We start from the raw sequence: 19,519 nt of genomic DNA on the forward strand, positions 1-19,519 counted from the left end.
CTATAATTTTCTGAAATGTTAAATATAGGAATGATTAATTGACTAAAGAGGATAAATTTATAGCTATGGATGGACAAGCAGCTTACATTAAACAACAAAAAAATTTGAATGATATGCGTTATTTTTTAAGTGGTTGTTGTGCTTTTGTGTTGGAGAATAGTAGTGAATGGGATGAGAATATAAAAAAAGAATTATTTAGTTATTTATTAGACGGAGGGTTAAACTAGTAGACTAATAGAGCCCAGTAGTAATCAAATTGAGGAAGGGTGTGTCAGGTGTGAATCTTATATTGACTAAAGGACTAGCTGAAAAAATAGAACAATCCGAAGTTGATGCACTGCTTTCAAAGCTGACTGCTGTTCAAGAAATAAAAGGTAACCCTATGGGAGTCGACATACAAAGGTTTGGAAATGCCACAGCATTTTCAGTCAAAAATATTCCAGGGCCATCTTTTAATACGATTAAAGGGTTAAAAGATGGCGATGAGAAGTTTGTAGATCAACTAATCGAATTTTATAATGACAGAGAAATTCCTGTGCGATTTGAGTTGACTCCAGCACACGTTTCTTCAGATTTCCTTACTTATCTCAATAAGGCAGGATTTTATCAGTCAAACTTTCATACAACTCTATATGCTTCGCTGTCCCAAGACTTAGCGCCAATTAATCCAAAGATTTTAATCCGCAGGTTGGAGAAAAATGAATTTGATATGTTTGCAGAAATTTATGCAAAAGGATTTCAAATGCCTGCATTTTTACAAAGTGGGATTGCTCAAAATAATGAAATCTTATATGACAATGAAGATTGGACTTTTTATCTTGCAATTGTTGAAAATGAACCCGCAGGAATTGGTGTATTGTTCATTAAAAACGGGATAGCTACTCTTGCGGCGGCAGCTACTGTTCCACACTTAAGAAATAAAGGAATACAAAATGCTTTGATTAGAGAACGCATTCGTCATGCTAATACACTAAACATCAAGTTAGTTGTAGGGCAAGCTAGATTTGGTTCCATTAGTCAAAACAATATGGAAAGAGTAGGAATGAAAGTTGTCTATACAAAGGCAATTTGGGTAAAACAATAGTCTTATTTCTTGAGTCAACATACGGTGAATATGCTTGTAAACGATTGTTGGTACACACAGTTAGTGATAAATAGGGGGGACTTGATAACTTAGACTCTACCTACGGAATGACTCAGCTATTTTGATTAAGGGAGAGGTTTTTATGTTTACTTATAAAATTGATGAAAAAACAAAATTGAAAATGCTGAATCTAAACGACACAGAGCCGTTATTTATGTTAACGAATCAATCTAAAGAAAGTTTGAGAGAATGGTTACCATTCATTGATAGTACTAAATCCTCGGAAGATACGGAGGCCTTTATCAGGGGAACCATGAAACAATTTAGTGATAATAATGGGTTTCAAGCAGGAATTTGGTATGAAGAGCAAATTGCAGGTGTAATTGGATTTCACAAAATTGATTGGAACAACAAATCGACGAGTTTGGGGTACTGGTTAGGAAAAGGGTATGAAGGCTCAGGATTAATGACTAAATCGGTTAGGGCTTTTGTGAATCATGCGATCGGTGAGTTGGGTTTAAACAGAGTCGAGATCCGGGCGGCTGAAGAAAACACGAAGAGTAGAGCTATTCCAGAGAGATTGAATTTTACAGAGGAAGGCCGTATTCGAGAAGCCGAATGGCTATGTGACCATTACGTGGACCATATTGTTTATGGAATGCTAGCTAAGGATTGGAACGAGAGTAATAAATAATGAGGTTTTATTTGAACAGATGAAATTCTTTAAGGGTTCTTATAGTAAAAGAACCCTTAAAGAATGGATGATAGGTTTCAATGTGATAAAACTTGAGTGGAGGTTAATTTAATGGGAAAAGAATTTCCAATAATTGAAACTAGAAGATTAATCTTAAGAGAAGTAACAGCAGAGGATGCTAATGATGTGTTTAAATATCTATCGGATAAAGAGGTTGTGACACCTATGGGGTTAGCACCTTGCCAAAAAGTAGAAGATGCTCAGGATGAAATAAGGTGGTATAAATCGATATACGAAGATGGTACAGGAATTAGATGGGGGATTACGCTAAAAGATTCTGGTGAGGTTATAGGAAGTTGTGGCTTTCTTAATATGCTTACCAAACATCATCGAGCTGAAGTAGGATATGAATTAAGCAAAGATCACTGGGGTACAGGGATTGCTAGTGAAGCATTGGAAGCCGTTGTTAAGTATGGCTATCAACACTATCAGTTAGAAAGAATTGAGGCTTTGATTGAACCGACGAATCTTCCGTCACAAAAGCTAGTAGAAAAGCAAGGATTTAGAAGAGAGGGATTACTGAGACATTATGAATTTACTTGTGGTAAATTCGATGATTTATATATGTACTCAATCATAAAAGCAGATTTCAATATTGACTACATAGAAACTAAGTAATAGTGAGGAAATACAAATGGCGGCGGAAGAGAATGCGCTTATTAAGGAATTCCGCTTTATTGTCAATTACTTAGGTCAAATCGGTAAAAGCATTATAAAAGAAAGAAGGTCCATTGCTAATAAAATAGCAATGGACCTTCTTTTCATGGGAAATGTACTCAATAAATTGGAAACCCCATATATAAAATATTGATCAATGAGCTATTGTGAGTTTAAGTAAGTCGATAATAGTTCATACAATCCAACGCCTTAATTGGTAATGGCACGTAAGACAATCGAGAAGACGCTTTTGGGCAATTAAAATAAATTTTGATAAGGCGGCCTAACAGACTCTTTATGAAGTCTCGAAGTCGATCAATTAAGTGCACCTTAACTCTATTAACATCATCAAAAAAATAAGGCGCTAAGTTCGGTCAACTCAAAATGCGTATTGATATTGTGAACCACTATATAGTGGGGGCGGAAATGAAAATAGGGGAGCATACAGCGTTTATCCAACTAACACCAATCATGTAACATTTCCAATACAGTAAACGTTTGTTATATTAGCGAATTAAAAGAACACTAATAAAAAACACAAAGTGACTGAACGGCAGAAGAAAAACAACTATTGTTTAATGAGGTTGAAAGTAAGTTAACTGTTGAGGAAATTTAAGTTTTGAAGGTTTTAACTAACAATGTGTTCAAACGATGTTAAATCTTCATCGCAGACCAGCGTACAAGCTCGTATAAGCAGGCAATCTCAAAAAAGGATATAAGTAGCCTATTACGAAGAATCAGATGCTCTACAGCTCGTAGGGGTACAAATTAATGAGAAGGCGGCGGAAGCGAAAGTCGTCCGTAATAACGAAGCAGAATTGTTAAATAAGGGAATGCTATTTTTTTAGCAATCCTACTGCAGGCGAAAACATTGGTCTATACGGCTATTCATTGTGGAAAAACCAAGAGCACACGTGGTTTTGGTTTTGGGGTAAATTGGATTATTCTAATTTAAGTGCCGAAATCACGAGGGTTGAACGTATGTTCCTATCGGTAGGAACATAATTGAGAGGTAAGAAGCCATGTTCGAAATTTATTGTGGAAACAAAACGATATTTTAAACAAAACCAGTCTATATTATCCAAGTAAAAAAGTTATTTTAGATTCTTTTGTTTAAAAACTAGTAATATGGGTATATATAGCCTGGACAGAACACTAGTTCTACACCCTGTAAATGAGCATATTTTGTTGAGGGTATTGAATGTAATCAACGAAAAATCGTTCATTTATTAAGAAATGGCTCATCTATCAAGCTAATAGGAGGGAAGTGAAGGCTGTGTCGAGAAATCCAGGTATGACAGACGAAGCCATTATTAAAATGTATAAAAGTGGCATGTCGTTTAAAGAAATGGGTCCAATCGTCGGCCTGTCCGATCGGGCAATTCGAAATGTGATGTATAAGCATGGGATTTCAATGAATCGAGAACAATACTCTGGCCAACCTAGAAAGCATAAAGTGAATGAAGACTACTTTAAAGTATGGACAGATGAAATGGCTTGGGTGTTAGGTTTACTCGTGACAGATGGACATGTGAATAAACAACTCCATAGCATCTACTTTTCTCAAAAAGATGAACATATTCTTCAATTGATTGCCAAGTACATGGAGGCAGATTATGTACTTGCACCCACAGGTCCAACAAAATCTACACCAACTTTAATCATTAATTCTAAAGAGATTAAAAAGGATCTTGAAATGCTAGGGATAATTTCTAATAAATCATTATCAGTTCCTTTTCCTAATGTGCCAGAAGAATATTTAGCGTCGTTTGTAAGAGGTGTTATTGATGGGGATGGCTGGGTACAAAAAACAGGTTACGTTTTGAATATTACGTCAGGCAGTCAGGATTTTGCAGCTGGGCTCTTGTCCGTATTTCAATCATGGCAATTACGCTCAGAAATCACGATAACAGTAAGTCCGGCTGGGAATAATATTTATCGTATTTGGGTAAAAGGCAAATACGAGCTTCCAAAACTTGCGAAAATTATATATAATAATGCAGCATCTGATAATTTCATCTTACACAAAAGACAGCGAATGTCACAACGTTATTTCATTTAGTAAAGAGTCTAGAACTAAATTTGAAATTTGAAAAGGAGTGAATTAATTATGTGGAAGCTTGTAGATGGCAGATTGATTCAAACGACGGATACAGCAAGGACCAATTTTGTCACTAATATTAGTCAATCAATATTGGAAGATCTTAGATCCGTTGCAAAAGAAAATAACACGCATGTTAACTACTTAATTGAAAGTGGATTACAGTCATTGTTGACTGAAAATCAAATCTCATATAATAAAGATACTCGGCCAAAAGATCGAATAGCATTCAATAACAGCTGTGATAAAGAATTGCTTAATGAGGTTAAGCAGTTTGCCAAAGCGCATAAGTTATTCCTAAATGATGTGATAGAATATAGCGTTCAGTTCATAGATGTTGAAGATGCAAAGAAATCTAGTCATAGATACAGGATAGAGCTATGAATTTACGAGTTCATAGAACTACATGGTCATAATATATATTATCGGTAGTTGCGTTTCATTCGATAAGTATACTTGAAACAGTGAGATAAAACGGAAATTGTACAATGACAAGAATGTTTAAACTAACTAAACAAGAAAGCCTATACTAATTAGACTTTCTTGTTTAGTTTATTTGTACAAAACCCTATGGATTCATTGGTTAACACTTATTTATTCAGGCATCTAATAAATATTAGCTAATCCATTTAATTTTTAATCGTCTTTCGCCATCGTAATTACAAGACCCTGATAATGACTAACGCTACCCATTTGTCATCCATACAGCAAAAACACTGCACCACAGACTGTTACGAGAGTTTTCATGAAAGTTGAAAATGTTAAAGTATTACGCCTGAAAAGTCCCCTTTTAATACTTCTTTTTCATCCTGATTTTCACATACAAAAGATGCAGTAATAGCTGTTCTATTGTTTTTATTTTCTTGCCTTTCGTATTTTTCGATTTTAACTTCACAAATTATTGTATCACCAGTAAAAACAGGCCTTAAAAACTCGAAATTCATCGTACGAGCTAGCACATTATTGTCTCCACCCACTTTTGTTGGCAAAGTTGCCGTTAGTAACCCTTGAACTACAAGTCTTCCTTGTTCATCTGGGGTCAGGTGATGAATCCCTTCATCACCTGAAATCTCTATAAATAATTCAACATCCCTTACTGTAAATGTCCGTTCAAACGTAATTATATCTCCTACTTTTAATGGCATATAAATTTCCCCCTTGAAGGTTTTATAATGTGTCTTTTATTAGGTGTGAATATTATGACTATTGAGGGCGGTATTCAACTATCCTTCTTCGTTATAAAAAGAGACTTTTACTATCAGGTAAGATTCAACAGTTTTCCATCCACTTCCCACCTGTTTTATTTATGTGAGAAAGTAATGGGGTTCCAATCTTTAGGTTTTATGTTCTTATTCATCCATTTCTCTTGTGGCGCTTGGTATGGCACGTTAGCGATTAAATAATTGTTGTGCCAGCTAGCTGCACCGGAACGAATCATTTCATCGAGCAGGATTTGAATAAATTCTTCTGGCTGAAGCTGGAAAGAGTAGCGTGCAAAATCTTGGAACCAGCCACATTTTAGTAGATAGTTACCGATATCTTCTTTTGCCAATCCATTTTTAATGATTAGTGTGAATGAAAAAATCCTCTTGCAGGCATGCCATGAAACTTTGTCTGGCATACTAAGCCACTTTTCAAACCGTTTCCTCGCTGCATCAATGGCGGCCAGGGGATTCTCCATTTGAGGTCCATGTCCTGAATATGCCTGCTGAATCCGGAGCATAGACAACCGATCCAAACTTTCTAGTGATCGTTGGATAGATGAAACACCCTCACGAAAGATATTCAACCATCCAATATCATTTTTGTGAAAGAGATCCCCGCAAATTAATAGCTCTTCTTCAGGTTCATATAAAGAAATATGCCCTAACGTATGTCCAGGTGTATGCAGGACATTGAAGGTTCTCCTTCCTGTATTAATCTCATCGTTATCCGAGAGTCTTAGATCGACCCGATAAGGTTCCACAGGCTGATCTAACCATTCTGAACCGCATGCTTCAGTATCACAAGAATTAATTAAATCAGCTTCCCATTTATGAGCAGCAATCTTAACGCCATAATTTTTTTGAAGTTGATAATTGCCGCCTACATGGTCACTATGATAGTGCGTGTTAACGATTAGATGTAATTCTTCTGGTGAAACACCTTCTTCTTTAATTAATAGCTCAGTCTCTTTCACATCACTTCCAAAACCAGTATCAATAAGAATCGGGAGCTGATCCTTAATAAGAATCATATTTGCACTTGGAAATTTTCTTTCAAAGAAAATAATATTGGATTTTTTCATAAGCCATTCCCCCTTAAATTCAATGACTAAACAATTCTTTCTGCCATATCTATCAGATTTGAATTAACCTTATTTACACACCGACCTGACAAGAACCAAATCTAACAATATGACATCTGTCTAGTAGTATTTCAGCATGCCCTTCCATTAACGTTGGTGATGCAATAATAATTAATGCGAAAATCTTTTTTTAATTTAAATGTGACATATATTCAAATGCCGTTATTCCATAGACGCTTTTAAAGTGTCTATTAAAATGGGTTAAATCAACAAAACCACATTCAGCTACTGCTGAATAAATATCTCCATTTTTACCTAATAACTGCTTTGCATGTTCTATTTTGCAGTTAAGAAAGTATTGGTATGGTGTGATACCAGTATGAGCCTTGAATAACCTGATAAACTGGAACTTCGATATATTAAGCTCTGCACATATCTCGTCAAGTTTAATGACAGTTTCCAAGTTGGTATGCAGCATATCCTTTGCTATTCTAATTAGAGAGTCGTCTTTTTTAGTGTCCGTAGAAAGATTAGTTTGAATTAGGCTATCTGTGAGGGATATGAGTAATTCACTGCACAAGGTCTCGTCTTTTTCATTTAATATCGCACGGGATAGACGTAATACTCTTTGTTCAAGTCCATGATCATACACAATGGGGGTTGAAAAACACACCAAATCCTTTTTCTCAATGACCTCCAACAGCAGTTGTTGATCAATATAGAGCATGACATAATCAAGGCCTGTCTCATCATGTGCCATTCCGTCATGTGCCTGTTCTGGATTAAAAAGCATCACACCATTTTGATAGGACAATTGTAAACTGCCATCTAAATTGTACTCTTGAATACCACGCAATGTTACCCCTACTGCATACTCCTGGTGAGAGTGCTTTTTATATGTAAAGTCAGTGATACTTGCAGCCAACGCAGTAATACCCGCCGATTTTTTATAAACAAATTTGTCCATTTAATTCACCTCAACATTAGCATTCCTACAACCATATCATGATTGCAGCATAAACTAAAAATAATGCCATAATTATATTAACAACTTTTTCATGCTTCTGTAAAAACTTCTTGAAGATTGTACCGAAAAGAACCCATGTCATAAATGCTGAAAATCCAATAAGTGTTATAACTATAACACTTATTGTTACCGCAGGAATTGCGGTATAATAGGGCAAAATAAAGCTAGGAAATACAGTCATTGTAAATGTTACTACTTTTGGATTTAAAAACTGCATGAGAAATCCTGACATAAAGGTCCCAGTCTGGTTTACGGTTTGTTTTGATTTATCCTTTTTACAGATTTGATAAGCAAGAAAGAGCATATAAATGCTTCCGATTATCTGCATAACAATCAAGATTTTCGGAATTACCGTTATAAGCATTGTATTCAACATAGCAGATAGGGCAAGCAATAAACCAAAAGCAATCGTTGCTCCATATGTATACTGCATTGCCCTCTTTGTCCCATGCATATTCACTGTGGATAGTATGTCGATATTAGTCGGTCCTGGTGTGAAAGTAATAATAAAACAGTATATTAAAAAAGATGTAATATTCATGAGTAAACTCCTTTCACGTTTTCTCATGTAACTATACATCTTTATATTTAGTGGCTATAGTATGTTATTGCAGGATTAAAGCTTCTGTAATGTTAACACTACAAAGTCAGGATGCCGATATGTTGTATTTCATTCTGTAGCACAGATTAAAAGACGGGTTTTACTAGCCATTGGGGAATATATGTGGTGAACTCGGACCTCGTGTCCAAGTGTTTAGAGGTTCCTGTCCTTATATAAAAATCTTAAAAAACGTTCATCAAGCATTTACCGATGCTTGATGAACGTTTTTTAAGTCACTCTATGCTGATTTAAAAAAGTAAATCAGCTGAACTTCATTACAAATCCTGAACTTTTAGCAGTAAAACCATTTTTCAAATAAAATGAGTGAGCATCTTCCCTTTCAGCTCTATTTCCGCTATTTAAAGTGATTGCACTTCCACCTTTTTCAATAATGATTTCTTTTGCTCTTGCGATAAGCTGTTTACCAATACCATTTTTTCTATAGTGTTGATTCACTATTAAGCAGACAACTCTACCGTAACAACCACTAAATTCATATGATAGCCCAATGTGTAATCCCAGTATTCCTACAACTTGATTATCAATTTCCGCAACAAGAGTATGATAATCAGGATTGCTATTTAACTTCGATAATCTTTTGGTTACTTCCCTTTCGGTTGTTTCATACCCTAATTCAGACATAAGAGAAGTTATATCAGCTAAATCTGTTCCATGTGCATATCGTATTAATACCATGTAATCACCCCTTTCAAAGTAAAGTAAGCTGCACCTATTACATCGATAAATACCAACATAAATCTCTTCTTCCCTATTGATTAAGTTACATTACTTAGTTCCCTCAATCTGCTTCTTCATAATAATTTTTATGCTGCTGACTAAAGACTTGAATACAAAGCAACAGCGTCATGACTACTGCGATACTAGCGAATCCAATAGCTGCCGTTTGTAGTGAGAACCACTCAGACATCAGTCCTAAGGTAAAGGTAAATACAATTTGCATAAAGCTTTGGAACATCGACGCCAAACTACCAAAACGTCCCATGATCGCTGTCGGTACGTTTTTCTGGTAAAAAGTATCATAGCCTGCATTGCAAAATGCCATAAAGAATCCTAAAAAGATAAAGGCCACTGTTGCCGTCAAAAAATCAACTGTACTGTAGAACAACAAATAGCCAACTGCTGTTAAGACCATTCCAATACCTAAATACAATTGCAATGAGAAGCGCTTTGCAAAGGCGGCTGAAGCCGCTGCGCCTATTAATGCACCTACACCTGCAATACTGACGATGAGGCCATATAATTGGTCAGACTGTGCTAGATCCTGCTTGATAAATGTGACCTCTTGGGAATCTAATGCAAAAGCAATCATAAGCGAGGTCTGGAACAGCAAATAAACCTTCATAAAATAAGGATCCTGCTTAATGAACCCTTTTACAACTTGCCAATCAGAAATCAGTATCTTCAAAGTAATTGGCCCTCGTTGATTTAAGTTTTCATTTTCTACGTCAGGCAACCTTGCAATACAAAATGCACAGAAAAAGAACGTAACCGCGTTTAAAATCACACACCAAGTTGTACCAAATAAGGCGATGAGTACACCGGCTAGTGCTGGTCCGATTAAAAATGAACCTGAATTCATCATACTCATGATCGAGTTAAAACTTCTTCGATCGGTTTCAACCACGAATTTTGTGATATAAAAAGTCGAACTTGGACCAAAAAATGCTCCAGCGATATTTGTCGCAAATAGAATGGAGTAGACAATCCACAGCGAATCAAGAAATGGAACAAGTAAAATAAGCGAACCCCTTAGGACATCTGCTAAGACCATCAATTTTCGTTTATTAACACGATCGATGATGGAACCTGCCCAAAAATTTGTCAGCATTCGTGCAATTGGTCCGACAATGTAAATCCCTGCGACCGCAGCCGCTGAACCAGTCATATCAAGTACTAAAATATTTAACGCAATTAAATAAACCCAGTTTCCAAAAAATGAAATGCCTATACCACTTAACAGAAGTGAGTACTTCTTCCAAATTTTCATTGAAATCTCCCTGTATTCTTTGATGCCCTAAACTTCTAATTTAAGCTTACCAAATTGGGGTGGTTAGAAATAGTTAGTTTTGGGGCAATAATGTGGATATTATGGGGTGAAAAGTTGAACCCCACTTGATTAAGTGGATAAATTCTGCTAAAAAGCTTATAATTAAAGAGTATAGAAAGGAGTCGTTTAGTGTGAAGGAAATTCAATTAAATTCTCCTGAGTTTAACCGCGTATTGAAAAATATGCAGCTTGAAAACTTACATTTAAGTCATTCGCTGCAACAAAAAGCTCTTGAAATTGTCAATTCGGGTATGCCAGTAACGCCTGCTTTGATTAAGGAAGCTTTGGCAAATGGCGAAATACAATGAATTTAAAAATGATGATTATCTTTTAACGACAAATTTGTTAGGTATGACAAATTTTACTGAGCTTGAGCAGGCTGAGGCGTTCACTTTCTCGATTCGTGCAACTCAAATTGAACAAGGTGCATACAACATCATGGCTTTTTCACTCACCAATTTTGTCGGACTTCACCGCCATCTATTCCAAGACATTTACTCGTTTGTGGGACAATTCCGTAAGGTAATACGCACTTTTGCCAAGTACAATATATAGAGGCATACGCGTCTAGTTTATTCACTCAATTAGACAATGAACCTGACTGGGATACTCTAGAGTATGCAGTTAAAAGGTTGGCTTATTTCAAATCAGAGCTGAATATGCTACATCCATTTCGTGAAGGCAATGGTCGAACAATTCGTATCTTCCTACAAGCCTTTGCAAAGTCCAAAAGATTTTTATGGACATACGACAAAATCGATCGTGACGAATACATGCAAGCTATGATACGTGCAGTAACAAGCGAAGATTTACTTGAAAAATTATTGCTAAGTACATTAAAATCCATAGATTAAATACCGACGAACTTCCGACTTGGAAAGTTCGTTTTTTCGCATTATGTATAGAAAAAACCGCGAAAAAGTTAAAAACTCTTTGCGGCAGTTTGTTTGGGTTGTTCTAATATGATATTTCTTTTTTTCATCTGAACAAAGAAAATGGCTGTCATGCTTAAACTGATCAATCCGAAAATGATAACCATTGATTGCAATCCGATAATATCGAGAAATGCACCTGCTGTTAGTAAAACGACCTGGAACATAACCCGTTCTAACATATTGCGGAACGAGAAGAATCGGCCATGGTACTCTTTTGGCATCTGTTTCTGAAATATAACCATTGCTGTTGGGAAAAAACAACCTAAGGCAAATCCAAGTACGGCAAAAGCACTTAACGTAATTACTATACTGTCTGCAAAAAAGAGCATGAATTCTGCTACTGCTACCATCGTTGCAAAGGAAAATAAGATTGTGGTCGTGCGCCATTTTTTAGAAATATACTTCACGGCAAATGTTCCGACCATGAATGCTACCCCTTCAAATGTATAAATAAGTCCTTTAATCGATGCAGAATCCTGGATTTCACTAATATTAATAACGATTAGATTGAATGATCCGATGAAAAGCAATGGAATAAGCGTCATAATGAGTGTCATGCCGACAGCAGGATATGCTTTCAACACAGGAAAAACTTCCATGAATCCACCCTTGTTACCCACCGATTTCACTTTGGCCTCTCTTCCCTCTCCCTCATCGATGCGCAACATCATTGTAAATAGTAGTAGGGCCCCGTAAGCAATCATAGATATCCAGTAGAGCGACATAAGCGACCAGTAGACGAGCATAATGCCCGCTAAGGCCGTGCCAAGCACACGTGAGATCGTAGCAACGTTCATATGCCACCCATTCATCGTCAGTAAATCATCATCTTTGACGACAAGCGGAATGGTAGCCTGCAGTGCAGGGAAGTAAAAAGTAGCAGATAATTGAATGCTAACCATGAATGCAACCATCCACCAAACAGATCCGGTTGATATAGCAATCAGCATAAAGATAACACTGAGCATACGCCCTGCCCCTGATATAAGTAGTACGGTTTTTTTCTTTGATTGGTCTATGATTTTCCCTGCTAGCGGTCCCGCAATAATTCCCGCAAGAAGTCCTGCTGACATTATTAGTGCTTTAACGAAATCGGAAGGGATTTTTTCTTGCATAAACTCGAGATTTCCGATTATTCCCGTCCATAATCCTAAGCCTGCAATCATTTCTCCCGTTAATATTATCCAAATGTTTCTATTTTTCCACATACCCTATCCCCGTTCTATTATTAATAATTACTCAAAAAGTCCACACTTTTATAGGGTGTGGCGTATTCTACATAGGTTGAAGCATTGAAGGCAATATATAAACTAGCGTAGGCGCCTGACAGGGGTAGCCGAAGCGTTATTCAATGAAATCAATCATTCAACCTATCTAGTACAAGTTCTCTTTTTGAACGTGCAATTTATTTCGCTTATCGAATTATTATACGTTAGAAAAAATTAAAAGTCATGGGAAGATACTCCCATGACTTTTAAAGTTATTTATTCAATTTCAGCTTTTGGATCCTTGTAGATATGTGTTATGCTGCCATCTTTTTTCTCATCGACTAAACTACTACCGTTTGAATAGCGGTCAACTGGTCGAAATGATCCTGCTAAGATAGGGATTTTACTTCCCTTTTCCGTCGCTAAAACAATAATTTCATCATTTTTCACCATTAACGCCCCGCTAACACGATACGGATTTGACTTCAGTTCCTTCAGAACAACATTACCTCTTTGCGCTCTGGAAGCACTTTCGAGCTCTTTTAAGCCCATTCTTTTCACGCTGCCTCGCTGTGTCGCGATTAAGACGGAAGCCCCGTCATCTGAATTAATCTCCATAGCAACAAGCAGGTCATCGTCCTTAAGGTTAATGCCACGTACACCGGCAGTTCTAATACCTGTTACTGATAACTCAGTAAGCGGGAAGCGTAGCGCATAGGCTTGCTGTGTGAAGAGGATAACATCTTCGTCCCCCTTAACGAGCCTTGCGTCAATCATTACATCATCCTTTTTCACACCCATTGCTTTAAACAACCTTGAATAGCGCTGGACTTTAAAATCGGCAAGTTTTGATTGTTTGATTAAACCATTTTGCGATGCTGTGACGATTAACGCTTCTTCATCGAAGTTTTCAAGGCCAATCGCTGCAACAATCGTTTCATTTTGCCCGAGTGGGATGATACTTGAGATATGTTGCCCAAGATCTTTCCATCTAATATCTGGCAACTCATGAATAGGCTGATAGAGATAGTTCCCTGCAGAAGTGAACAACAAGAGATGATGCTGCGTGTTCATTGGCGCTTCTAATAGCGTATAATCGGATTCCTTCATTTCCTGTCCCGTGCCGTTTGAAGCGCTGTAAGAGCGGACGCTAGTGCGTTTCACATAGCCGTCTTTTGTGACGGATACAATCACTTCTTCACTTGGAACAAGGATATCAAGATCGACTTTAATTTCCTCGATTTTTTCCTCGATAACAGAGCGTCTTGGTTCTGCAAATTGTTTACGGATGTCGAGGAGCTCTTTTTTGATGACTGCAGAAAGTTTTTTATCACTTTTCAAAATTGCATCAAGCTGTTCAATCAGTTTTCGGAGTTCGGCATCTTCCTGTTGAAGTTCAGTAATATCCGTGTTCGTCAGTCTATAAAGCTGTAGCGAAACGATTGCTTCAGCTTGTATTTCGGAGAATTCGAATTTTGAGATGATATTATTTTTAGCATCACGTTTGTCTTTTGATGCGCGAATCGCTTTGATTACTTCATCCAAAATCGATAAAGCTTTCATAAGCCCTTCGACGATATGGAGTCGGTCTTGCGCTTTTTGGATATCGTATTGGGATCTACGTGTGACAACTTCTTTTTGATGGCCAATATAGGCATCAAGCAACATCGGCAGTGACATTAATGTCGGTCTGCGCCCAGAGATGGCAATCATGTTGAAGTTATACGTCACTTGCAAGTCTGTATTTTTAAGAAGATATTGCAAGATCGCATTGCCGTCGACGTCTTTTTTTAGCTCTATGACAACACGGAGGCCAGTCCGGTCCGATTCGTCCCTGACATCTGCGATACCATCTAGTTTTCGATCATGACGAAGCTCATCCATCTTCCTCACCATATTCGCCTTGTTAACGTCATATGGGATTTCCGTCACAACGATTTGCGATTTACCGCCTTTTAAGGGTTCGATGAACGACTTCGATCTGATGATAAAGCGTCCTTTTCCAGTCTCGTAGGCTGTTTTAATACCGTTTGTTCCTTGGATAGTACCGCCAGTTGGAAAATCAGGTCCTTTGATAACTGTCATCAATTCATCGACCGTAACATCCGGTTTGTCCATCCGCATAAGGACCGCATCAAGTACTTCATGAAGCGCATGTGGCGGGATATCCGTCGCATATCCTGCAGAAATACCTGTTGAACCGTTGACGAGCAAGTTTGGATATCTTGCGGGTAAAACAGTTGGTTCAGGTTCAGTATCATCGAAGTTTGGTATGAAATCGACAGTATTTTTACCCAGGTCACGTAGCATTTGCCCTGCTATTGTGGAAAGGCGTGCTTCTGTATACCGCATTGCAGCAGCCGAATCTCCATCGACTGAACCGTTATTCCCTTGCATTTCCACTAACATATGACGCAGTTTCCAATCTTGGCTCATCCGTACCATTGCTTCGTAGACGGATGTGTCACCGTGTGGATGATAGTTCCCGATGACATTCCCGACTGTTTTTGCGGATTTCCGGAATGCTTTCTCATGTGTATTACCTTCGTGGAACATCGCATACAAAATACGCCGCTGAACGGGTTTTAAGCCATCGCGTGCGTCAGGCAATGCCCGGTCCTGGATGATGTACTTACTATATCGTCCAAACCGGTCACCGATCACTTCTTCCAGGGGAAGGTCTTGGTAGCTTTCTGATGGTGTCATTCAAAATCCCCCTCAACGTGCAAAAATTCGTTGTCTAAAATATTGTGCTCTTCCTGTGTACCGAAATCGACGTTCTCTTCAATCCAGCGTCGTCTGGGCTCTACTTTATCGCCCATTAGTGTCGTTACTCGACGTTCAACTGTAGCGCTGTCTTCAATCGTTACACGGATCAATGTACGTGTTTCAGGATCCATAGTCGTTTCCCATAACTGATCGGCATTCATTTCCCCAAGACCTTTGTAGCGTTGGAGCATATATCCTTTGCCGACTTTCTCTATCGCTTTATTAAGTTCTGTGCCTTCAGTCCATGCATATGCAAATTTTTCGCTCTTCCCTGTCCCTTTGAAAACTTTGTAAAGAGGAGGCAATGCAATATATACTTTTCCTGCTTCAATTAGCGGTTTCATGTAACGGTAGAAGAACGTCAACAACAGCACTTGAATATGTGCACCGTCCGTATCCGCATCCGTCATTATGATTACTTTATCATAAGCGATATCCGCGACTTGGAAGTCAGAGCCTACGCCGCCCCCGATTGCATGGATTATCATATTGATCTCTTCGTTTTTCATGATATCCTCGAGTTTTGCTTTTTCAGTATTAAGTACTTTCCCTCGTAATGGCAGGATTGCCTGGAATACACGGTCCCGTCCTTGTTTTGCTGAGCCGCCGGCAGAGTCACCTTCGACCAGGTAGAGTTCGTTTTTCGCAGCATTCCTGGATTGCGCAGGTGTTAATTTACCCGATAGTAGTGTATCTGATCTTTTTCTCTTTTTACCTGAACGCGCATCTTCTCGCGCTTTTCGCGCCGCCTCACGTGCTTGATGCGCCCGAATTGCTTTACGTACGAGGGACGCACTTAAATCTGCATTCTCTTCAAGGAAATACAGAAGTTTTTGCGAAACGATTGAATCGGTTACACCTCTTGCTTCACTTGTCCCGAGTTTGCCTTTCGTCTGTCCCTCAAACTGCAAAATTTCTTCCGGTATACGGACTGATACGATTGCCGCAATACCTTCACGGATATCCGCACCTTCAAGGTTTTTGTCTTTTTCTTTTAATAAACCTGCTTTTCTTGCATATTCATTAAATACACGTGTCATACCGGTTTTGGCACCGGTTTCATGTGTTCCACCGTCTTTTGTTCGAACGTTATTCACAAATGATAAAATCGTTTCTGAGTAACCATCACTAAATTGGAACGCAAATTCGACCTCTATGCCTTCTGATTCGCCTTCCAAGTAAGCTACCTCATGCAAAACGTCCTTCTCTTCATTCAGATAAGAGATGAAAGCTTCAATGCCAGTTTCGTATTGAAAGATTTCATGCTTGTCCGTTCCTTCTTCTTTTAGTTCGATTTTCAAGCCTTTTAACAGGAATGCAGACTCCCGTAAGCGTTCACTAATCGTTTCATAATGATATTTTAACGTAGAGAAGATCGTCGCATCCGGTTTGAAATGAATGAGCGTCCCTTTTTCACGTGTTGTTCCAATTTGTTCAAGTGTCGTGGCTGGCTTACCACCTTTTTCGAAGCGTTGACAGAACTTTTTGCCGTCACGAAAAATCGTGACTTCGAGTTTTTCTGACAATGCGTTTACGACAGATGCGCCAACGCCGTGAAGTCCACCGCTTGTTTTGTATCCGCCTTGTCCGAACTTGCCCCCTGCGTGGAGAACGGTCAGGATTACCTCTGTCGTTGGTTTACCCGACTGGTGAATTCCTGTTGGCATACCCCGCCCGTAGTCCCGCACACTGACGCTTCCGTCTTTATGAAGTGTAACGTCTACCTCATTACCAAATCCCGCTAGCGCCTCATCTACCGCATTATCTACAATCTCATAGACAAGGTGGTGAAGTCCACGGGAATCAGTTGACCCAATGTACATACCTGGTCTTTTTCGTACTGCATCGAGGCCTTCAAGTATTTGTATCGAATCATCATCATACGTATAATTATCTACGTTTTTCGTCAAAGTGCAACCTCCATCAAACAAATGTTCTCTATTATATAATCGTACTGCTTCCTTTAAAGCTTGTCAAATCAACGTTTTCGGAAGCTTGCTCAATTAATTGTATAGAAGATAGACTTTTATTGCAACGAAGACAGGAAATTGTTCGTCTCTCAAATCAGCTGTTAGGGGTACAAAAATCAGAAATCAGGCGATAACTGCTTAACTTGGTTCGCTCATTCTTCACATGAAGCCCATTGTCGCAACTTCACGGTTCTGCTAAACTAGGTCTATACATAGACAAACTAAAAAAGGAGTACGTCAATGGAACTTATCATACTTTTACTACTTGCTTATTTAATTGGCTCAATTCCTTCTGCACTCTGGGTTGGGAAACTATTTTACAAGACGGACATCCGACAACATGGTAGCGGCAACCTAGGTGGTACGAATACCTTCCGTGTACTCGGCAAAACAGCGGGACTTACCGTAACTATTCTGGATATATTAAAAGGTACTGCAGCTGCATTGTTGCCGCTCTTGCCTATTTTCGACAGTGTTAGCGTCCACCCTCTTATTCCAGGACTTCTTGCAGTCGTCGGACATATGTATCCCGTCTTCGCCCATTTCAAAGGTGGCAAAGCTGTAGCGACATCCGGCGGTGTGTTGCTTGCCTACGAATGGCCTGTTTTCATCATTGTGCTCGCAACATTTTTCATCGCTTTAAAAGTAACGAAAATGGTGAGCTTATCATCAATGATCGTATCTGTCGTTGGATTTGTATACAGTATCTATTTTTACTTCCGAACAGGCGATATTTATTTGATGGTGATGATTGGGCTTTTCGGTGCCTTTATCTTCTATCGTCACCGGGAGAATATCGGTCGGATCAAAGCAGGAACCGAGCCAAAAGTGAAGTGGTTATAATACAATGGATGTAGCAACGGAAAGGCTGGTGTTTCCAATGAAGATTTTTTTGTCGAAAGAAGCGCTTTTGTGGTTTAAAGAGGAGATGGAAGCTGAACCTGGTGATGCTATCCGCTTTTTTGCAAGATACGGTGGATCCAGTTCAATTCAGGCAGGCTTTTCACTTGGTGTAACGAAAGAGCAACCGGATGAAGTAGCCATTGAAACAGAGCATAATAGTGTTCGTTATTATATCGAAAGCCGAGACAAATGGTATTTCCTTGGTCATGACCTACATGTCAATGTGGATCCTAAACTGCATGAACTTATTTATTCATACGAAAAAGCGTGATGGCCATATGCCTCACGCTTTTCTTCATTTATTTATGAGTAGGTAAGGCTTTGCTGACAATAGACAATTATTAACTCCAAAAAACGTGAAACTGTTATACTACACACTCATTAAAGTAGATTGAACCGTTTTAATTGATTATGGAGTCCTTCTTTAAGTAAAATATCTCGTTCGTGCTTACCAAACAAATCAAAATGAGGATAATCTTCCCTCATATCGATCCACTCCCGCTTCAATCCATATTGCTTGCCCCATTCGACAAGTTTGCTGATATCTGCGCAACCTGCTTTGGTTACTGTATTGCATCCTGGAAAGCGTTCATCAAGCCAGTAATGAGTTAAAAATGCCATTTCCCCTTCACTAACTGCTTTTTTCCAAGCTTGCAGTTCTACGCGCTGTATCCCAAATGCCATTAGTCTTTACATCGCTTCACTTCTGTATATTTAGCATCCCAATCTGGCGCGATTTTCTTTAGGGAAACGGGACGAAATGAGCCTTTTCTCACGACGACATGTTCCGATTTTGCTGTTGCTGAAATTGTGCCGTCCTCATGGAGGATTTCATAGCCATAAGTTGTACGTAGCCTGCCGTGTGACTCTACCCACGTCCGTACAGTCGCTTTCCGTCCGTATTTCATCGCTGCCTTATATTGAATAGATAAGTCCGTCACCGGCGACAAGAAGCCATCTGCCTCCAGTTGCGCGTATGTATAGCCTAAGTCCTCAATCAACTTCGTACGTCCGATCTCCATCCATACTAAATAATTCGCGTGATAGACGATTCCCATCTGATCTGTCTCTGCATATCTGATTTCAATTTCTTTTTCACTGATAAACACTACCATCACCTCACTACCCATTATACAAAAGCCATGCTGAAAAAGC

Annotated in this window: 23 protein-coding genes and 1 pseudogene; 13 read left to right on the forward strand and 11 right to left on the reverse strand. The window is 38.6% G+C overall.

Going from position 1 to position 19,519, the window contains the following annotated elements; all coding sequences use genetic code 11:
* Nucleotides 1–38: 38 nt before the first annotated feature.
* The 7 genes from MKZ26_RS02650 (at nucleotide 39) to MKZ26_RS02680 (ending at nucleotide 4,980) form a co-directional block, all read left to right on the forward strand.
* Nucleotides 39–227 (forward strand): hypothetical protein, encoded by a 189-nt coding sequence (locus tag MKZ26_RS02650; protein ID WP_340764202.1) that lies wholly within the window; start codon nucleotides 39–41, stop codon nucleotides 225–227.
* A gap of 50 nt (nucleotides 228–277) precedes the next feature.
* A complete protein-coding gene (locus MKZ26_RS02655) occupies nucleotides 278–1,084 on the forward strand; it encodes a GNAT family N-acetyltransferase (protein ID WP_340764205.1) in 807 nt (268 codons plus the stop codon).
* Nucleotides 1,085–1,226: 142 nt separating this feature from the next.
* Nucleotides 1,227–1,778: a GNAT family N-acetyltransferase gene (locus MKZ26_RS02660; RefSeq protein WP_340764207.1), complete on the forward strand. Its 552-nt coding sequence runs from the start codon at nucleotides 1,227–1,229 to the stop codon at nucleotides 1,776–1,778.
* Between the two features lie 111 nt (nucleotides 1,779–1,889).
* A complete protein-coding gene (locus MKZ26_RS02665; RefSeq protein WP_340764209.1) occupies nucleotides 1,890–2,456 on the forward strand; it encodes a GNAT family N-acetyltransferase in 567 nt (188 codons plus the stop codon).
* Between the two features lie 16 nt (nucleotides 2,457–2,472).
* Nucleotides 2,473–2,649, forward strand: coding sequence for a hypothetical protein (locus tag MKZ26_RS02670; RefSeq protein WP_156476021.1), 177 nt, complete (start codon nucleotides 2,473–2,475; stop codon nucleotides 2,647–2,649).
* A 1,122-nt stretch (nucleotides 2,650–3,771) separates the two neighbouring features.
* Entirely contained in the window at nucleotides 3,772–4,557 is a 786-nt protein-coding gene (locus MKZ26_RS02675) for an LAGLIDADG family homing endonuclease (protein WP_340764211.1), read from the forward strand.
* A 48-nt stretch (nucleotides 4,558–4,605) separates the two neighbouring features.
* Nucleotides 4,606–4,980, forward strand: a complete 375-nt coding sequence (locus MKZ26_RS02680) for an rRNA methyltransferase (RefSeq protein ID WP_340764213.1) — start codon at nucleotides 4,606–4,608, stop codon at nucleotides 4,978–4,980.
* A gap of 377 nt (nucleotides 4,981–5,357) precedes the next feature.
* On the opposite strand, the gene MKZ26_RS02685 is transcribed toward MKZ26_RS02680, so the two are convergent.
* From MKZ26_RS02685 to MKZ26_RS02710, 6 genes are all read right to left on the reverse strand, one after another.
* Nucleotides 5,358–5,741, reverse strand: coding sequence for an FAS1-like dehydratase domain-containing protein (locus MKZ26_RS02685; protein ID WP_067209320.1), 384 nt, complete (start codon nucleotides 5,739–5,741; stop codon nucleotides 5,358–5,360).
* A 155-nt stretch (nucleotides 5,742–5,896) separates the two neighbouring features.
* Entirely contained in the window at nucleotides 5,897–6,883 is a 987-nt protein-coding gene (locus MKZ26_RS02690) for an MBL fold metallo-hydrolase (RefSeq protein WP_340764215.1), read from the reverse strand.
* A 190-nt stretch (nucleotides 6,884–7,073) separates the two neighbouring features.
* Nucleotides 7,074–7,850 carry a helix-turn-helix transcriptional regulator gene (locus MKZ26_RS02695; protein ID WP_340764217.1) on the reverse strand — a complete coding sequence of 259 codons (777 nt, stop codon included), beginning with the start codon at nucleotides 7,848–7,850 and terminating at the stop codon, nucleotides 7,074–7,076.
* A gap of 25 nt (nucleotides 7,851–7,875) precedes the next feature.
* Entirely contained in the window at nucleotides 7,876–8,451 is a 576-nt protein-coding gene (locus tag MKZ26_RS02700) for a LysE family translocator (protein ID WP_340764218.1), read from the reverse strand.
* A gap of 321 nt (nucleotides 8,452–8,772) precedes the next feature.
* The gene (locus MKZ26_RS02705; protein WP_340764219.1) at nucleotides 8,773–9,207 is read right to left on the reverse strand and encodes a GNAT family N-acetyltransferase; all 435 of its coding nucleotides are present in this window, start codon (nucleotides 9,205–9,207) and stop codon (nucleotides 8,773–8,775) included.
* 103 nt (nucleotides 9,208–9,310) lie between these two features.
* Nucleotides 9,311–10,519, reverse strand: a complete 1,209-nt coding sequence (locus tag MKZ26_RS02710; RefSeq protein WP_340764221.1) for an MFS transporter — start codon at nucleotides 10,517–10,519, stop codon at nucleotides 9,311–9,313.
* 191 nt (nucleotides 10,520–10,710) lie between these two features.
* On the opposite strand from MKZ26_RS02710, the gene MKZ26_RS02715 reads away from it, so the two are divergent.
* The 4 genes and pseudogenes from MKZ26_RS02715 (at nucleotide 10,711) to MKZ26_RS02725 (ending at nucleotide 11,433) form a co-directional block, all read left to right on the forward strand.
* Nucleotides 10,711–10,887 (forward strand): Zn-dependent hydrolase, encoded by a 177-nt coding sequence (locus tag MKZ26_RS02715; protein WP_187044840.1) that lies wholly within the window; start codon nucleotides 10,711–10,713, stop codon nucleotides 10,885–10,887.
* Nucleotides 10,871–11,134, forward strand: coding sequence for a hypothetical protein (locus tag MKZ26_RS02720; protein WP_340764223.1), 264 nt, complete (start codon nucleotides 10,871–10,873; stop codon nucleotides 11,132–11,134). Before MKZ26_RS02715 ends, MKZ26_RS02720 begins: the two co-directional genes overlap by 17 nt.
* Nucleotides 11,131–11,238: pseudogene (locus MKZ26_RS22300) on the forward strand (hypothetical protein); the annotation flags it as partial. The gene MKZ26_RS02720 and the pseudogene MKZ26_RS22300, both read left to right, overlap by 4 nt.
* Complete coding sequence (locus tag MKZ26_RS02725; RefSeq protein ID WP_340764225.1) at nucleotides 11,239–11,433, forward strand: hypothetical protein; 195 nt, start codon at nucleotides 11,239–11,241, stop codon at nucleotides 11,431–11,433.
* A gap of 68 nt (nucleotides 11,434–11,501) precedes the next feature.
* Here MKZ26_RS02725 and MKZ26_RS02730 read toward each other — a convergent pair whose 3' ends face one another.
* The 3 genes from MKZ26_RS02730 to parE form a co-directional block, all read right to left on the reverse strand.
* Nucleotides 11,502–12,722 carry an MFS transporter gene (locus tag MKZ26_RS02730; RefSeq protein WP_340764227.1) on the reverse strand — a complete coding sequence of 407 codons (1,221 nt, stop codon included), beginning with the start codon at nucleotides 12,720–12,722 and terminating at the stop codon, nucleotides 11,502–11,504.
* Nucleotides 12,723–12,998: 276 nt separating this feature from the next.
* Nucleotides 12,999–15,428 carry a DNA topoisomerase IV subunit A gene (gene parC / locus MKZ26_RS02735; RefSeq protein ID WP_340764228.1) on the reverse strand — a complete coding sequence of 810 codons (2,430 nt, stop codon included), beginning with the start codon at nucleotides 15,426–15,428 and terminating at the stop codon, nucleotides 12,999–13,001.
* Nucleotides 15,425–17,401, reverse strand: coding sequence for a DNA topoisomerase IV subunit B (gene parE / locus MKZ26_RS02740; RefSeq protein WP_067209303.1), 1,977 nt, complete (start codon nucleotides 17,399–17,401; stop codon nucleotides 15,425–15,427). Before parE ends, parC begins: the two co-directional genes overlap by 4 nt.
* Before the next feature lie 300 nt (nucleotides 17,402–17,701).
* On the opposite strand from parE, the gene plsY reads away from it, so the two are divergent.
* Together plsY and MKZ26_RS02750 are read left to right on the forward strand one after the other, a co-directional pair.
* A complete protein-coding gene (gene plsY / locus MKZ26_RS02745) occupies nucleotides 17,702–18,304 on the forward strand; it encodes a glycerol-3-phosphate 1-O-acyltransferase PlsY (RefSeq protein ID WP_340764229.1) in 603 nt (200 codons plus the stop codon).
* 37 nt (nucleotides 18,305–18,341) lie between these two features.
* A complete protein-coding gene (locus MKZ26_RS02750; RefSeq protein ID WP_340764230.1) occupies nucleotides 18,342–18,635 on the forward strand; it encodes a HesB/YadR/YfhF family protein in 294 nt (97 codons plus the stop codon).
* Between the two features lie 110 nt (nucleotides 18,636–18,745).
* Here MKZ26_RS02750 and MKZ26_RS02755 read toward each other — a convergent pair whose 3' ends face one another.
* Complete coding sequence (locus MKZ26_RS02755) at nucleotides 18,746–19,048, reverse strand: hypothetical protein (RefSeq protein ID WP_067209298.1); 303 nt, start codon at nucleotides 19,046–19,048, stop codon at nucleotides 18,746–18,748.
* Nucleotides 19,048–19,473: an acyl-CoA thioesterase gene (locus tag MKZ26_RS02760; RefSeq protein WP_340764231.1), complete on the reverse strand. Its 426-nt coding sequence runs from the start codon at nucleotides 19,471–19,473 to the stop codon at nucleotides 19,048–19,050. Before MKZ26_RS02760 ends, MKZ26_RS02755 begins: the two co-directional genes overlap by 1 nt.
* Nucleotides 19,474–19,519: the final 46 nt, after the last annotated feature.

The organism is Sporosarcina sp. FSL K6-6792, from assembly GCF_038004885.1.
GTDB classification, from domain to species: domain Bacteria; phylum Bacillota; class Bacilli; order Bacillales_A; family Planococcaceae; genus Sporosarcina; species Sporosarcina psychrophila.

What these genes read in the sequence shown, in the direction of transcription:
- MKZ26_RS02690 (WP_340764215.1), bottom strand. Translation starts at nt 6,883, where the DNA reads ATGAAAAAATCCAATATTATTTTCTTTGAAAGAAAATTTCCAAGTGCA.
- parC (WP_340764228.1), bottom strand. Translation starts at nt 15,428, where the DNA reads ATGACACCATCAGAAAGCTACCAAGACCTTCCCCTGGAAGAAGTGATC.
- plsY (WP_340764229.1), top strand. Translation starts at nt 17,702, where the DNA reads ATGGAACTTATCATACTTTTACTACTTGCTTATTTAATTGGCTCAATT.
- MKZ26_RS02660 (WP_340764207.1), top strand. Translation starts at nt 1,227, where the DNA reads ATGTTTACTTATAAAATTGATGAAAAAACAAAATTGAAAATGCTGAAT.
- MKZ26_RS02665 (WP_340764209.1), top strand. Translation starts at nt 1,890, where the DNA reads ATGGGAAAAGAATTTCCAATAATTGAAACTAGAAGATTAATCTTAAGA.
- MKZ26_RS02680 (WP_340764213.1), top strand. Translation starts at nt 4,606, where the DNA reads ATGTGGAAGCTTGTAGATGGCAGATTGATTCAAACGACGGATACAGCA.
- MKZ26_RS02700 (WP_340764218.1), bottom strand. Translation starts at nt 8,451, where the DNA reads ATGAATATTACATCTTTTTTAATATACTGTTTTATTATTACTTTCACA.
- MKZ26_RS02695 (WP_340764217.1), bottom strand. Translation starts at nt 7,850, where the DNA reads ATGGACAAATTTGTTTATAAAAAATCGGCGGGTATTACTGCGTTGGCT.
- MKZ26_RS02730 (WP_340764227.1), bottom strand. Translation starts at nt 12,722, where the DNA reads ATGTGGAAAAATAGAAACATTTGGATAATATTAACGGGAGAAATGATT.
- MKZ26_RS02705 (WP_340764219.1), bottom strand. Translation starts at nt 9,207, where the DNA reads ATGGTATTAATACGATATGCACATGGAACAGATTTAGCTGATATAACT.
- MKZ26_RS02750 (WP_340764230.1), top strand. Translation starts at nt 18,342, where the DNA reads ATGAAGATTTTTTTGTCGAAAGAAGCGCTTTTGTGGTTTAAAGAGGAG.
- MKZ26_RS02670 (WP_156476021.1), top strand. Translation starts at nt 2,473, where the DNA reads ATGGCGGCGGAAGAGAATGCGCTTATTAAGGAATTCCGCTTTATTGTC.
- MKZ26_RS02755 (WP_067209298.1), bottom strand. Translation starts at nt 19,048, where the DNA reads ATGGCATTTGGGATACAGCGCGTAGAACTGCAAGCTTGGAAAAAAGCA.
- MKZ26_RS02710 (WP_340764221.1), bottom strand. Translation starts at nt 10,519, where the DNA reads ATGAAAATTTGGAAGAAGTACTCACTTCTGTTAAGTGGTATAGGCATT.
- MKZ26_RS02720 (WP_340764223.1), top strand. Translation starts at nt 10,871, where the DNA reads ATGGCGAAATACAATGAATTTAAAAATGATGATTATCTTTTAACGACA.
- MKZ26_RS02725 (WP_340764225.1), top strand. Translation starts at nt 11,239, where the DNA reads ATGCTACATCCATTTCGTGAAGGCAATGGTCGAACAATTCGTATCTTC.
- MKZ26_RS02685 (WP_067209320.1), bottom strand. Translation starts at nt 5,741, where the DNA reads ATGCCATTAAAAGTAGGAGATATAATTACGTTTGAACGGACATTTACA.